The 14,936-nt window shown below is 45.9% G+C and carries 10 protein-coding genes and 1 pseudogene; 9 read left to right on the top strand and 2 right to left on the bottom strand.

From position 1 onward, the window contains the following. The 3 genes and pseudogenes from recC to recD all read left to right on the top strand — a co-directional run. Window positions 1-1,564, top strand: a pseudogene (gene recC / locus QTO00_RS04500) (exodeoxyribonuclease V subunit gamma); the annotation flags it as partial. A gap of 273 nt (window positions 1,565-1,837) precedes the next feature. Further along, the gene (gene recB, locus QTO00_RS04495) at window positions 1,838-5,455 is read left to right on the top strand and encodes an exodeoxyribonuclease V subunit beta (RefSeq protein ID WP_331423247.1); all 3,618 of its coding nucleotides are present in this window, start codon (window positions 1,838-1,840) and stop codon (window positions 5,453-5,455) included. Between the two features lie 2 nt (window positions 5,456-5,457). Continuing rightward, window positions 5,458-7,587, top strand: a complete 2,130-nt coding sequence (gene recD, locus QTO00_RS04490) for an exodeoxyribonuclease V subunit alpha (RefSeq protein ID WP_331423245.1) — start codon at window positions 5,458-5,460, stop codon at window positions 7,585-7,587. Window positions 7,588-7,616: 29 nt separating this feature from the next. Here the strand turns inward: recD and QTO00_RS04485 are convergent, their stop codons facing one another. Together QTO00_RS04485 and argA are read right to left on the bottom strand one after the other, a co-directional pair. After that, complete coding sequence (locus QTO00_RS04485; protein ID WP_038205926.1) at window positions 7,617-7,793, bottom strand: hypothetical protein; 177 nt, start codon at window positions 7,791-7,793, stop codon at window positions 7,617-7,619. Between the two features lie 203 nt (window positions 7,794-7,996). Next, on the bottom strand, window positions 7,997-9,334 hold the full coding sequence (gene argA / locus QTO00_RS04480; protein ID WP_331423243.1) for an amino-acid N-acetyltransferase: 1,338 nt from the start codon (window positions 9,332-9,334) through the stop codon (window positions 7,997-7,999). 239 nt (window positions 9,335-9,573) lie between these two features. Here argA and QTO00_RS04475 point away from each other — a divergent pair, with 239 nt between their 5' ends. The 6 genes from QTO00_RS04475 to QTO00_RS04450 all read left to right on the top strand — a co-directional run. Then, the gene (locus tag QTO00_RS04475) at window positions 9,574-9,957 is read left to right on the top strand and encodes a DUF2850 domain-containing protein (protein WP_331423242.1); all 384 of its coding nucleotides are present in this window, start codon (window positions 9,574-9,576) and stop codon (window positions 9,955-9,957) included. An 85-nt stretch (window positions 9,958-10,042) separates the two neighbouring features. Further along, complete coding sequence (gene mltA / locus QTO00_RS04470) at window positions 10,043-11,146, top strand: murein transglycosylase A (RefSeq protein ID WP_331423241.1); 1,104 nt, start codon at window positions 10,043-10,045, stop codon at window positions 11,144-11,146. A gap of 75 nt (window positions 11,147-11,221) precedes the next feature. Next, window positions 11,222-12,031, top strand: coding sequence for a tRNA cyclic N6-threonylcarbamoyladenosine(37) synthase TcdA (gene tcdA, locus QTO00_RS04465; protein WP_331423240.1), 810 nt, complete (start codon window positions 11,222-11,224; stop codon window positions 12,029-12,031). A gap of 14 nt (window positions 12,032-12,045) precedes the next feature. After that, window positions 12,046-12,477 carry a cysteine desulfurase sulfur acceptor subunit CsdE gene (gene csdE / locus QTO00_RS04460; protein WP_331423239.1) on the top strand — a complete coding sequence of 144 codons (432 nt, stop codon included), beginning with the start codon at window positions 12,046-12,048 and terminating at the stop codon, window positions 12,475-12,477. A gap of 216 nt (window positions 12,478-12,693) precedes the next feature. Beyond that, the gene (locus QTO00_RS04455; protein ID WP_331423238.1) at window positions 12,694-13,821 is read left to right on the top strand and encodes a bifunctional tRNA (adenosine(37)-C2)-methyltransferase TrmG/ribosomal RNA large subunit methyltransferase RlmN; all 1,128 of its coding nucleotides are present in this window, start codon (window positions 12,694-12,696) and stop codon (window positions 13,819-13,821) included. 327 nt (window positions 13,822-14,148) lie between these two features. Continuing rightward, window positions 14,149-14,936: helix-turn-helix domain-containing protein (locus QTO00_RS04450; RefSeq protein ID WP_331423236.1), on the top strand; the 788-nt coding region annotated here is incomplete at its 3' end.

Below are 14,936 nucleotides of genomic sequence, written 5' to 3'. Positions count from 1 at the left end.
GTTTGAGGAAGCGCTATCTCCAGCGATTGTTTTCCAGTATTTGCAAAACAAATTGTCTGGGACGCGCATCAGTCAGCGCTTCCTCGCAGGGCAGGTGAATTTCTGTACCTTGATGCCGATGCGTTCTATTCCATTTAGAACTGTGTGTTTATTGGGGATGAACGATGGGGTCTACCCGCGCTCAATGCCAGCTGAAGGTTTTGACTTGATGAACGGGCGCACTAAGCCTGGCGACCGCTCACGTCGAGACGATGACAGATATCTATTCCTAGAAGCGATGTTGTCAGCGCAGCAAACCCTGTATATCAGTTATGTTGGCCGCTCAATTCAAGATAATACTGAGCGCGTGCCTTCGGTATTGGTTTCTGAGTTAATGGAATATTGTCATCAAAACTACTGCGTAGAGGGCGATTACCTTTTAGCCGCTGATGAATCGGGCGATAAGTTACTATCTGAACTCGTAACTCACCACTCCATGGTGCCATTTAGCGCGTCTGCGTTTACTGGAGCGTCCCCAAGTTATGCCAAAGAGTGGTTGCCTGCTGTTAATCGCTTAGGTCAGGTGAGTGGTGAATTTAACCGAGAACTGCAAGATTATCTGCTTGATGCAAGCTATCCGTTGGAGTTGGACTTAGTTGAGCTGCAACGTTTCTGGCGCTTGCCTGTACAGTACTTCTTTAATCGCCGCTTAAAGGTGGTGTTCGAGCCACCGCTTCCAGTCATGGAAGATGATGAGCCATTTGTTCTCAATGGTTTAGAAAGCTATCAAATGCGTGACAGCTTGTTAGATGAGCTGCTCAAGCAACAACTCAATGCAAGCCAAGATAGCCAAACTGTTATTGAATCTTTTGTGCAGCAGCAGAGAGCTCAAGGTAAGTTACCCGTTGGGGCATTTGGTGATATCGAGTTCGAAACCAATCGTGTTCAAGCCGAAGAGCTGGTGGACAAGTTGAGCTTCTTGTGTGGTAGTGAAGCAAGTGACCTTGAGATTAAGCTGACGTTTGATGTCTTGGGCGATGACAAAAAAGTTAACCTGACTGGTTGGCTGACACAGTTTTACCAGTCAGGCTTGATTCGTTTCCGCAGCGGCAAGATTCGCTCTCAAGATTATCTCTCTGCTTGGATTGACCACCTTGCTATGTCAGCAATGGGCGTGAGTAAACGCACCCATATGATTGGTTATGACCGCAAAGAGGGCGTGGTTCATCTTATCTACCCAGAGATTGCAGACTCTGCGCATGCTCATTCACTGCTTTCAGAGTTGATTCGCTTGTTCTACCAAGGCATGACACAGCCTTTATGTTATTTCCCTAGAACCGCTCTGGCTTGCGTTGAAGCAGGCTTTAACCGAGGGAACTGGGTCGATGACGAAGAGAAGTCACTGAAGAAAATGGCTGATACCTTTAACGATAGCTTTATGGCTGCTGGCGAGGGAAACAACGCTTACATATCGCGTATATGGCCAAGTTGGAACGATGATTTAGCTGTGCAGGTTCGTACCTTGACAGCATTGGTACTGCAAACACCTAGGCTAGAGGCTAAGACAAGTGAAGATTTGGAATAAAGATGCGAGAAAGAAAGTAGGTGGCCGCCAGTAAATCATTATTGTGTAGGGCGTTCGCTGTACGGCCACAGGTCAGAGGGACCATTATTCTTTTGGTCTATTGCAACATCGGTTGCTCAACATGTGGAGCGCATAGTAGCGGTTAGGTGGTAAGTCTGCCGTGAGAAAGATCGCATAAAATCCCAACTTTTTAGGGATTTATACTAATTAAAATCATTTTAAACGCTGGATCACATTTAGATCTCCGGCTTTCATAAATAGGGCAAATTTTATATGACAGCAACGTCAATGGTAACTCCGCTTAATGCCATGACTTTTCCGCTGCATGGTGCGCGATTAATCGAAGCATCGGCAGGTACAGGTAAGACATTTACCATCGCTGGCTTATACCTAAGGTTGTTACTTGGTCACGGCAATACTGAGACCAAACATCAGGTTCCACTGACGGTTGACCAAATTCTGGTGGTTACCTTTACTGAAGCTGCGACTGCGGAGCTAAGAGATCGTATTCGCGCTCGTATTCATGATGCACGCCTTGCATTTGCCCGAGGGAAAAGTAGTGACCCTGTGATTGCGCCCCTGCTTGATGAAGTGAACGATCATAAACAAGCGGCTGAAATCCTTTTGCAAGCGGAGAGGCAAATGGACGAAGCGGCGGTGTATACCATCCATGGTTTCTGCCAGCGTATGTTGACGCAAAATGCGTTTGAATCTGGCAGTCGCTTTAACAACGAATTCGTGACTGATGAAAGTCATCTTAAAGCGCAAATTGTTGCCGATTACTGGCGGCGTAATTTCTATCCACTGCCAATAAATTTAGCTGGCGAAATACGCCGAATCTGGAATGCGCCATCTGACTTACTCCGCGATGTGGCTAATTATCTGACTGGCGCACCTTTGAGCTTATCTGTGGCGGCGATGAGTGGTAGCTTAGCGGATCTCCATCAGCAGAACTTAAAGCGTATTGATGAGTTAAAAGCGCTGTGGCGAGAGTCTCAAGATGACTTTTTTGCATTGATTAGCGACTCCGATGTTAACAAACGCAGCTACAGCAAGAAGTCTTTACCGACTTGGCTCGAAGCGGTCAATGTTTGGGCAGCAACAGAAACCATTGGTTATGACTATCCCGACAAGTTGGAGAAGTTTGCTCAGAGCACGCTTACTGACAAAACACCTAAAGGCAGCGCGCCGCAGCATCAAGTTTTTGCAGCGATTGAAACCTTCTTAGCTGCGCCTATCAGTTTAAAAGCGCCGATACTAGCCCACGCGATTGAGCATTGTCGTGAGATGCTCGCCAAAGCGAAACAGCAGAAACAGTGGCTCTCTTTTGATGACTTACTAACTAACTTGTCTGCTGCAATTAATAGTGATGATGCTGAGTTACTGGCTGAGCGAATTCGAACTCTCTACCCAGTGGCCATGATCGATGAGTTCCAAGATACCGATCCGCTGCAGTACAGTATTTTTAGCCGTATCTATTTGAACAACCCTGAGTGTGGTCTGTTTATGATCGGCGATCCTAAGCAGGCTATTTACGGCTTCCGTGGCGCGGATATTTTCACCTATATTAAAGCTCGTAATCAGGTTTCATCGCACTTCACTTTGGGCACTAACTGGCGTTCAAGTGCGGATATGGTTAGCGCGGTAAACCAGATTTTTCAGCTCCCTTCGAGCCCATTTATCTACGACAACGACATTCCGTTTTTACCGGTCGATTATAGCCCCAATGCCGAGCAGCGCATTTGGACTATCAATGGTCAAAAGCAACCAGCACTGACGTATTGGCTGCAAGATGCCGAAGAAAAGCCGCTACCTAAAGGTGAATATTTAGAGGCAATGTCGCAAGCGACAGCGGATCAGATCCACACCATTCTTACAGCTGCGCAAAACCAGCAAGCGTACCTTGTTGATGGTAAAGGTCAGCATACGATTCAGGCCGGCGATATCGCGGTATTGGTTCGAACGGGTAACGAAGGTCGCATGGTCAAAGAGGCTTTGGCGAAACAGGGTATTGCCAGTGTCTATCTTTCCAATAGAGATAGCGTCTTTACTTCATTAGTGGCTCAAGACATTCAACGTTTGTTGCAAGCGGTTTTGACCCCAGAGAATGACCGCGCGCTACGAGCAAGCTTAGCTTCTGAAATGTTTGCTCTTGATGCAGCAAGTTTAGACAAGCTCAATAACGATGAGAATGAGTGGGAAAACGCGATCAACGAGTTTAAAGAGTATCGTAAGCTCTGGACTCAGCGCGGTGTTTTACCCATGCTTCGTAGCGTCATGAGTAAGCGACATATCGCAGAGCGTCTGCTTGAGGAAGAGGGTGGAGAGCGAGCCCTAACTGATCTGATGCACATTGGTGAATTACTTCAGCAAGCAAGCCAAGAACTCGATAGTGACCATGGGTTGCTGCGTTGGTTAGCACAAGCGATCAGTGATGCGCAAAATGGCTTAGGTGGTAGCGACGATCAAATCAAGCGCTTAGAGTCAGAGCGTAATTTGGTGCAGATTGTTACCATCCACAAATCGAAAGGTTTGGAATACGATCTGGTCTTCTTACCGTTTGTGCTTAGCTACCGAGAAGCCAGTGAGGCCAAGTATTATGATCATCAGGAAGACAAAACCATTTTAGATATCACTGGCCAAGATGCGTCACTTGCCCAAGCTGACAAAGAGCGCTTAGCCGAAGACTTACGTCTGATCTATGTTGCGCTGACACGTGCAGTTTATGGCTGTTTTGTTGGCGCTGCGCCGCTCAGAAATGGCCGCTCGACTAAAGAGCCGACAGGTGTTCATCACAGCGCTATGGGTTACTTACTACAAGATGGTAAAGAGGGCGGTATTAGCGATTTAACCATCGCGATTCAACAGCAGGTTGATGGGCTTGAAAGTGTATCGCTATGTGATTTACCGCAGCAGCATGACAGTGTATTCGTTACTCAACAGTTACAGCAGCAAGAGCTTACCGCGAGTGAGCTGCAAAATACCATTGACCGAGATTGGCGCATTACCAGTTACTCAGGTCTCGTTAAGCAGGGCTCTCATCATAATTCTGATGCGTTTAACGATCTGATGCATCTCGATATCGACTCTTCTGATGAGCATGATGAAGAGGATCTTATTGAGCCAGAGCAATCCATTTTTACCTTCCCGCGTGGCGCTCGCCCAGGTACTTTCCTTCATACCCTGTTTGAAGAGGTGGAATTTACCGAGCCAAGCAGCAGTGAAATCAATACAGAAGTAATCACTCGACTGCTCGATAGTGAGCAGTTAGACGCGAGTTGGTTACCTATTTTACAGCAGTTGATTGATACTGTTTTAGCCACTCCACTAGATGGAAAGTCACTACTGCTTAATCAAAAAGGGCCAAGCCAACGCTTAGTTGAGATGGAGTTCTTACTACCGATTGAGATACTGACCGCGCCTGCATTGAATCGAGTTATCCAGCGTCATGATCCTTTATCGGCCAAAGCAGGCGACCTAGGTTTCTATACGGTGCAAGGAATGCTCAAAGGTTTCATTGATTTAGTGTTCGAACATCAGGGCAAATACTATGTTCTTGACTGGAAATCGAATCACCTCGGTGATGAGGTTGGCTTCTATCATGGTGAGGCGCTTAAGTCTGCAATGGCAGATCATCGCTACGATTTGCAGTATCAAATTTATGCCTTAGCACTGCACAGATTCTTGCGCAGTCGAATTGCCGATTACGATTATCAGCAGCACTTTGGTGGAGTTTATTACCTGTTCCTCAGAGGGATGGATGGCAAAAGTGACCATGGTATTTTCTCAGCGAAACCAAGTTTAGAGTTCCTGACGGATATGGATAGGCTTATTGATGGACATAGCGTCGATAGCAAGACCAATCAAGCTGGTCAGATGGAGTTACTGTAACCATGACAATTCTTGTTTCTCTACTCAAACAACTGGCGAATAAAGGTAATATTCGCCAACTTGATTACCAGTTCGCGCGCTTTATTGCAGCTCAGTCACAAGATGAGCTACTTGCTTTCATTGCTGGTGTTGTTAGTCATGAGCTTGGTAAGGGCAATATTTGTTTGCCACTGTTGGATTCACAAGGCCAGCCAGTCGACCTTGCGGCTAAGTTAGGACTGTACGGCGAATCAGCTTTAGAGCTTAACCAAAAATTAGTAACAGTAGATTGGCCAGCGTTGCTCGATAACGCGGATTTAGTGGCTAATAAAGAGGGAGAATCGCTACCGCTTGTTTTTGATGGTCAGCGACTCTACCTACATCGCTACTGGCACTATGAAGTGACACTGGCTGAACGTTTAAATAGCTTTGGGTCACCTATGATCCTAAAGCCTGATGAAGTACAAAAACTGTCTCAACTACTGAATCATCTATTTGCCCGTAACTATCGCTATCTATTTGAAGCAATTAATAAATCTAACCAGGATGGTAGTGCGACAGCTGTGCTTCGTCAGCGTATGGTTTGTGACCACTTAGACGTCGTAGCAGAGGATAAGCTGGATTGGCCTACCATAGACCAAAAGCTCCTAGAGGCAAAAAACATAGAGCAGCTTTCGGTACTTGATCAGCTTGTACCTTTGTCTGCGTGTGTCAACTGGCAGAAGGTAGCGGCAGCGGTTGCATTGAGTAAGAAATTTGCGGTGATCTCTGGTGGTCCGGGAACGGGTAAAACTACAACTGTGACCAAATTGCTTGCGGCTCTTATCGAACAAGCACATAGCTCAGGCGATCAGAGTAACCACGCACAAACGCCAACGATTAAACTCGTCGCACCAACGGGCAAAGCGGCAGCGCGATTGACCGAGTCGATTGGTAAAGCGGTGGCAGCATTGCCAGTTGCACCAGAACTCAAACAGGCTATTCCAACTGAAGCCAGCACATTACATAGATTGCTTGGGGCTTTGCCTAATAGTGCAGAGTTCCGTCACAACAGAGATAACCCACTTCATCTTGACATGCTGGTGGTTGATGAAGCTTCAATGGTTGATCTACCTATGATGTATAAGTTGATTGATGCACTGCCTAAACATGCTCGACTGATTTTATTAGGTGATAAAGATCAGTTGGCCTCGGTAGAGGCAGGAGCTGTGTTAGGTGATATCTGTTCATTTAGCCAATTTGGTTTCAGTCATGGGCAGGCAGCACTAGTTGCTCGCTTAACCGGTTATGAAACCCTAGCTCACAGTGCAAACGGTCAGGCCTCTATCGCTGATAGCTTATGCATGCTGAAGAAGAGTTATCGCTTTGATGCTCGCTCAGGCATAGGTCAGCTAGCGCAGGCGATCAATGCTGGTTCTGCTCAGAAGGTAGATTGGGTCTGGCAGAAAGACTTCTCTGACATTGCTAAGTTTCCAATTGATAGTCAGCATTATAATCAAATGGTGCAGACTTTGGTGGCTGAATATAGCCACTATTTAAAACGAATTGATACGCCACAAATCGACCCAGCAACCAATGAGTTGGAAACCATGCCACAAAGAGCTAAAGCTGTACTGGATCAGTTTGCTCGTTGTCGATTGTTGTGTGCCATTCGAGAGGGTGACTTTGGTGTTACAGGGCTTAACCAGCGTATTGAACGTGCACTTGCGGCGAGGAACTTGATTCAGACCCAAGATGAGCTGTGGTATCACGGCAGGCCAGTGATGGTGGCGAGAAACGATCACGCGTTAGGTTTGTATAACGGGGACATCGGTATTTGTATGCTAGACGACTCCGACAGCGAGCCAAGACTTAAGGTCTTCTTTGAACTCCCTGATGGCAGTGTAAAGTCGGTGCTGCCAAGTCGAGTGCCGGAGCATGAAACCGCTTATGCAATGACGATTCACAAATCTCAAGGTAGCGAGTTCGAGCATACCTTAATGATCTTACCACCAGAGTTCACGCCAATTTTAACTCGTGAGCTTATCTACACAGGAATTACCCGCGCGAAAAAACGCTTGAGTTTGTTTGTCGACGAAAGGGTAATGAAGCGAGGTATTAAGGTTCGAACAGAGCGTGCAAGTGGTTTGATTGAGAGGTTGCAGAATGTCTGATAACCGTCCGTGGTTACCATGATAAGTGGTTAAATTGCTTTTGAGAATGAGATACTGCGGATGCGGTATTTTCTCTGGTAGTTCAAAATGAACGCTTTTAAGCCTTCTGTAACAGGGAAAACGCAGTGAACATCTAAATCTTCAAGAAGTTCGTTGTCTGCCATATCCCAAAAACTCTGTACAGAATTACAGATGATCTTTTTCATCGATAGTTTGCTCTTAGTGACGTAGTTAGTTACCTCAAGCAATCCTTGCGACTCAACTTTGTAAAAAGTTAAGTGGAGAAGTGAATCCTGTCTTCCTCCCTACAATGTAGGGAGGCGAAATATTAACCAATCCTGTGTGCCAAATAAAGCAATTTGTGGTCAGAATTTACTTAAAAATTAACAAACTTAACCAATACAATAAGTTAGAGCAAAAGCGCTAAAATCTTTGAATTACGTTGATAATTATATAAGTTCTGTTTCTGTGACGGTAAGAAATCGACGCCCATTTCATGGAAGCCTTGCTCTCTAAACCAGTGAAGGCTATGGGTGGTTAATACGAAGATATGCTCGATACCTTGCGCTTTGGATTGTAAGCGCATGTGGTTGAGCAGCAATAAGCCACGGTTGCCATCGCGATATTCAGGATGGATAGCCACACAAGCCATCTCTGCCATTTTCTCTTCAGGATACGGGTAGAGTGCAGCACAGCCGATAATCAAACCATCCTTCTCAATGATGGTGAACTGATGCAGTTCCTGCTCCAACTGTTCACGAGATCGACGAACCAGAACCCCTTGCTCTTCTAGTGGTTGAATCAAGTCCAAAATACCGCCGATATCATCAATATCCGCAACGCGAACTTGCTCGGCACTCGCTTTTACTACTTGAGTGCCAATCCCGTCGAGAGAGAAAAGCTCTTGAATTAACGCCCCGTCTTCTTTGTAGCTCACTAAGTGGCTGCGAGGAACGCCCGCTCGACAAGCTGCTGTAGCTGCGCGCAAGAATCTCAAGGTGCCAGAAGAGTTATCACTACCTTTTACGCTGTCTGTCTCAAGGCAAGATAAGATTCTCTCTGCATCTTTAGGGAACAATTCAGCAGCCACATCACCATTTTCATCGATGATACCTTGCTCGGAACAGAAGCCAATTAGCTTATCGGCATTTAATTTTATCGCGACTTGGGTCGCCACTTCTTCAGAGAGAAGATTAAAAGACTCACCAGTGACTGAGCTAGCTATTGGACCGAGTAACACAATAGAGCCTTGATCTAACATACGGTTGATACCCTCTGCGTCGACACGCCTTACTCGCCCGCTATGGCAGTAATCGACACCATCATCGACACCTAGAGGTTGAGAGGTGATGAAGTTGCCGCTGACGACATTTAACTGGGTTCCGGCCATAGGGGTATTACTCAGACTCATGGAAAGCTGAGCTGTAATTGTCAGTTGCAGTTGCCCTGCAGCTTGCATCACATAACTGAGAGAGGTTTCGTCGGTAATACGAATGCCTTTGTGGTAAGGGCTATCGTACTGATTTTGCTCAAGAAGGTTATTAATTTGTGGACGCGCTCCATGAACGAGAACAATTTTAACCCCTAAGCTATGCAGTAGCGCCAGATCACTGATAATATTCGAAAAATTGCCGTCAGCCACGGCTTCACCACCAAGCATGATGACCATGGTTTTGTCTCGGTGAGCGTTGACGTAAGGGGCGGACTGCCTAAACCCTTTTACTAGCGCGGTACTTCGAATCTTCACAATATCTTCCGTGATTGAATTAATATACATTGATATTGCAATTTTATTCGAATTGCAGCAAGCGTTTTTTGTGTTTGGATTGGGCCTATTTTCGAATTGTCATGAGATGACATGATTGAGCTAGCAAGTCATCACAGTGGCTGGACTTTAATGCTATTCGCGCGATATCTATTTTTGGGTAACACTTAGTAAGGCAATAGGCCTTAGTAAACATCTGCAGTACATTGGTGATAAACAAAGTGAACGACGTTAGTAGAAGTAAAAAAATCTTTGAGCGTGTGGTACTGATTGGAGCGATTATCGCAGCTGTTTGCGCAGTATTGATGGCGAACAGTTTATATGGTATCTACTTAGAGAAGACCTATCCTAAATCAGCGATTTATGGAACCTGGGTTGAGCAGAATGTGGCGTCATATGCTGCAGATGAGTTTGTGCTTAGTCCGTCAGGCGTTTCTATTGACGGTGGCGTAGTCGATACCAAGTATCGCTGGAATGGGGTCCACTTGGAGTATCGGCTTGGAGATAAGGAGCGTAAGTTTAAAGTACTGAATGAGCAGTTTACGGAGTTGCAATTGATCTCAGAGACGAGCTACCAGCCTATTTATCGTCTGTCGAAAAAGTGAAAAATAACATTCATTAACACTACTGGATTGCCAATTATTGGCAAGTTTGTCATCCTCTTAGCATCGTTTGAAAGGGAACAATCCTGTGCTCAAAAAATATCTTCCACTATTGGCCGCCAGCGTGATGTTTGGCTGTGCTCAACCAACCGACCGTGCTCAACAATATGTTGATGAAGAGTTCAATTCTATTTTGAATAAATCTGCAGTTGTAGAGTCGACAAAACCACGTGATTTCACAGAATTTCATCGTCAGGCGGAACAAGTGGTGTTTAATTCGCCTTCAATGGCAAAAATCTATCAGCCGTTATACGCCAAGCTAAATGAGTGGGTGCTGCAAAGCGGCGAACCTCGTGATTTAGCGAGTTTTGGTATTCAAGCCGCCCAATTGGGCGGTGGTGACAAACAAGGTAACGTGCTTTTTACGGGATACTTTTCCCCTGTAATGGAGCTGCGTCACGAGCCAAACGAGAAATTCAAATATCCAGTATATGCTAAGCCTGAGTGTGAGAGTGACTGCCCGACTCGAGCTCAAATTTACGCAGGAGCACTAGAAGGTAAGGGGCTAGAGCTTGGCTATGCGCCGAATATGATTGACCCATTCTTGATGGAAGTACAGGGCAGTGGCTTCGTTCACTTTGAAGATGACGATACGCTAGAGTACTTCGCTTATGGCGGTAAGAACAACAAGGCCTACGTCAGTATTGGTAGGGTATTGATCGAGCGTGACTTAGTGCCGCGTGAAAAAATGTCAATGAAGGCGATAAAGGATTGGGTGCTAGAAAACGACGAAGCAACGGTACGCGAGCTGCTAGAGCAGAACCCTTCGTATGTGTTCTTTGAGCCGCGTGCTGATGCGCCAGTTACGGGATCGGCGGGTATTCCTCTGCTACCAATGGCATCTGTCGCCGGGGATCGTTCAATCTTCCCTATGGGTACACCGATATTAGCGGAAGTCCCATTGCTTAATCCGGATGGAACTTGGAGTGGCGCACATCAACTGCGCTTACTGATTGTATTAGATACCGGCGGTGCGGTGAAGCAGAACCACCTAGACCTTTATCATGGCATGGGGCCAAGAGCGGGCACTGAAGCGGGTCATTACAAACACTTTGGTCGTGTGTGGAAGTTGGGGCTTGAGGGGAGTGCGACACAAGCTCCTTGGGCATTGACACCAGAAAAGCTACAATAGCTTCTCATCTAGACTTTTTACTAAAGAGTGCGTATAAATCGCACTCTTTGTTTTTGTACCAAGCGGAAAACCAACATGCGTGAACTCGATACTCCAGCTTCTGATAGTTACAACCAACGTTTTGGTGGCACACGCCGTCTTTACGGTAATAGTGAAGTCGAGATTCTGCGTGCAGCGCATGTGTGCGTGATTGGCATTGGCGGTGTGGGTTCATGGGCGGTTGAAGCTCTGGCAAGAACGGGCATCGGCGAGTTAACGCTTATTGATATGGATGACGTGTGTGTGACTAACATTAACCGTCAGATTCATGCTATGTCGGGCAGCGTAGGTCAGAGCAAAATCGAAGTGATGGCGGAAAGAGTTAAGCTGATTAACCCAGAGTGCAAGGTCAATTTAATTGATGACTTTATTACTCCAGATAACCAACATGAGTACCTAAGCAAAGAGTACGATTATGTGTTGGACGCGATTGATAGCGTTAAAGCCAAAGCGTCGCTACTTGCATACTGCCGCAGTAACAAAATCAAAGTCATTACCACAGGTGGTGCAGGTGGTCAGGTTGACCCGACTCAGATTAAAGTCGCGGATTTAACCAAGACGATTCAAGATCCGCTCGCGAAAAAGATCAAAGATACACTGCGTCGTCACCATAATTTCCCAACCAATCCAGCGCGTAAATTTGGCATTGAGTGTGTATTCTCAACCGAGCAATTGAAGTACCCTCAGCCAGACGGCAGTGTGTGTGGCGTCAAGTCAACCGCGGAAGGTCCGAAGCGTATGGATTGTGCCAGCGGGTTTGGCGCAGCGACTGTTGTCACCGCCTCATTTGGTTTTGTGGCTGTTTCGCGCATTGTTGAAAAGTTGATTCAAAAATACAGACCCTAAGCTTGGAGAGCAGTATGTCATCTTTCCCTCAATCTCCTTTTGGAACTGAAATAACCGTGCAACACATTGCTGAGATCATGCAAGGCTTTAAAGGCTGGGAAGACCGCTACCGTCAGGTGATTCAATGGGGTAAAAAACTGCCTCAAATGCCGGATGAGTTGAAGTCTGAGCAAGTGACTGTGGCTGGTTGTGAAAGCACGGTATGGTTGGTGAGTGAAAACATCGACGGCAATTGGCACTTTTGCGCAGATTCAGATGCGCGTATTGTGCGTGGCTTGATTGCACTCGTGATGGCAGCCTACGATGGCAAATCATCCCAACAGATTCAATGTTTTGATATCGATGCTTATTTTCAGCAGCTTGGTTTGATTGCTCACTTAAGCCCGTCTCGAGGCAATGGCTTGAAAGCGATTGTCGAACAGATTAAGCAAACTGCTACTGAATAGATTTGAGAGTAGATTTCGCCACTTCCTAGAGTGAAGAGTGAGTCGAATTGGCAGTCTTCCCAATATCTTTATCCCCTAGCATTTCTATTGTTTAATAAATAACCGTTTTGTTATTAATGCCTTGGTAAATACAGGGCTTTATAAGTCTTGTTGTCACTGCATAAAGGCTGTACAATTCGCGCCCTTAATTAATGTTTCCGTCGCTTGAGAGGCCACATGACCACTGAAAAAATCAATCTACTCGACTTTGATCGCCAAGGATTGCGTAAGCTTTTTGCCGATGAGCTAGGTGAGAAAGCGTTCCGTGCCGACCAAGTAATGAAGTGGATTTATCATTTCGGTGTCGATAACTTCGATAACATGACCAACATTAATAAGAAGTTACGTGAAAAACTGCAGCATCGTTGCGAAATTAAAGCACCGACCGTTGCTGAAGCTCAGCACTCTTCAGATGGTACCATTAAGTGGGCGATGAAGGTGGGTGATCAAGACGTAGAAACGGTTTACATCCCAGAAGATGATCGTGCAACACTGTGTGTGTCTTCACAGGTAGGTTGTGCGCTTGAGTGTAAGTTCTGTTCAACAGCTCAGCAAGGTTTTAACCGCAACCTGAAAGTATCTGAAATCATTGGCCAGGTGTGGCGCGCTGCACGTGAAATTGGCCTAGAAAAAGACACAGGCCGTCGTCCAATTACCAACGTTGTAATGATGGGCATGGGCGAGCCTTTACTCAACATGAAGAACCTCATTCCGGCACTTGAGATTATGCTTGATGATCTTGGCTTTGGTTTGTCGAAGCGCCGAGTGACGGTTTCGACTTCTGGTGTTGTTTCTGGTCTTGACCAAATGACAGGCAATATTGATGTTGCACTGGCTATCTCACTCCATGCGCCTAACGATAAGTTGCGTAGTGAAATTATGCCGATCAACGATCGTTGGGATATCGAAGATTTCCTCGCGTCGGTACGTCGTTATATTCAATCTTCAAACGCGAACCGTGGCAAAGTAACAGTAGAGTATGTTCTGCTTGATCATGTTAATGACGATATGGATCATGCCCGTGAGCTCGCCGAGCTATTAAAAGACACGCCTTGTAAGATTAACTTGATACCGTTTAACCCTTACCCGGGTTCACCATACAAGAAACCAAGTAATTCCCGAATTGACCGTTTCCAAAAAACACTGATGCAGTATGAGCATACTGTGACAGTACGTAAAACTCGTGGTGATGATATTGATGCCGCGTGCGGTCAGTTAGTCGGTGACGTTATCGATCGTACCAAGCGTACAGCGATGATTAAAGCCGCAAAAGGTGAAAGCATCGAGGTGAAGGCTGTTTCATAACCAGCGCCGGAAATTTTTTGAAGCCAGAGCTCAGCTCTGGCTTTTTTGTTACATCTGGTAGCGATCTGGCTGTCAAAATAACGAAAAACCTTGAGCTGCTTGTAAATTATGAGTTTTGTTGGTGTTGTTTCATCTATGATATCTATTAGAATTGAAGATTAGCGCTTTCGAGGTATCCTCCTCTGTATTTTGAGTGGAGCGTTAAATCTGACTCGTTAAGGGGTAATCCCCAACCAATTTCACCGTAGGCTGCATAGCACGCAAACAATCATTAATAATAAAGCGGCGATCTGGCTGAGCTGTACCGAATAGAGACATTTAACCATTATGACTGCAGAACAACATCTTCAAACAAACGACGACAATGTAGAACAAGTAGAAAAAACAGAAAAAGTCGATGCGGGCACACTATTAAAAAACAAACGCGAATCTCTTGGCCTGAGTCAAAAGCAAATTGCGGATCGTTTACGTTTACGCCTCTCTATTATCGAGAACATTGAAAGTAATAATTTCTCTTCGGATCAAGTTGCTACATTTACGCGTGGTTACTTACGCTCATACGCTCGTGCGGTTGGTCTTGATGAAACTACTGTACTGTGCGCCCTCGAGGGTAGTGAAGAAACGCAGCAAGAAGAACAAGAGATGAAAAGCTTCTCGCATCAAACGAAGCGCGAAGCTCACGATAGCCGTATTATGACTTTGACGTTGGGTATTGTTATTGTCGTACTCGGTATTTCATCAGTTTGGTGGTGGCAAAACCAAGAAAAGAGTATCGATGCGCTGACGACGGAAACCGAGCAAGAGCAACAGTTAGAACAGTATCAGGCTGAGCCTGAGCTCGATTTCACAACGCTTGCAGAGCCTGAAGCAGCGTCTATCTCTAGTAAAGATAATATCTCAACTGATGTATCTAAGGTTGAAGAGCCAGTTGCATCTGTTGTCGTGCAAGAGCCTAGCATCGATGAATCGGCACAGACTGAAATCATCGCCCAACCACAGAGCACACAATCCGAACCTGAGAATGTTGTCGCAGTCGAAACGGAACCCGCTTCTATTGCTGAAGTGACTGAGACATCAACAGCGTCACAAGCTGATGCGGTTGCTAATCTATTGGT

Source organism: Vibrio sp. M260118, from assembly GCF_036533755.1.
Classification (GTDB): Bacteria; Pseudomonadota; Gammaproteobacteria; order Enterobacterales; family Vibrionaceae; genus Vibrio.
Note: the sequence above shows the minus strand (reverse complement) of the source record. Positions and strands in the feature narration are given on the sequence as shown.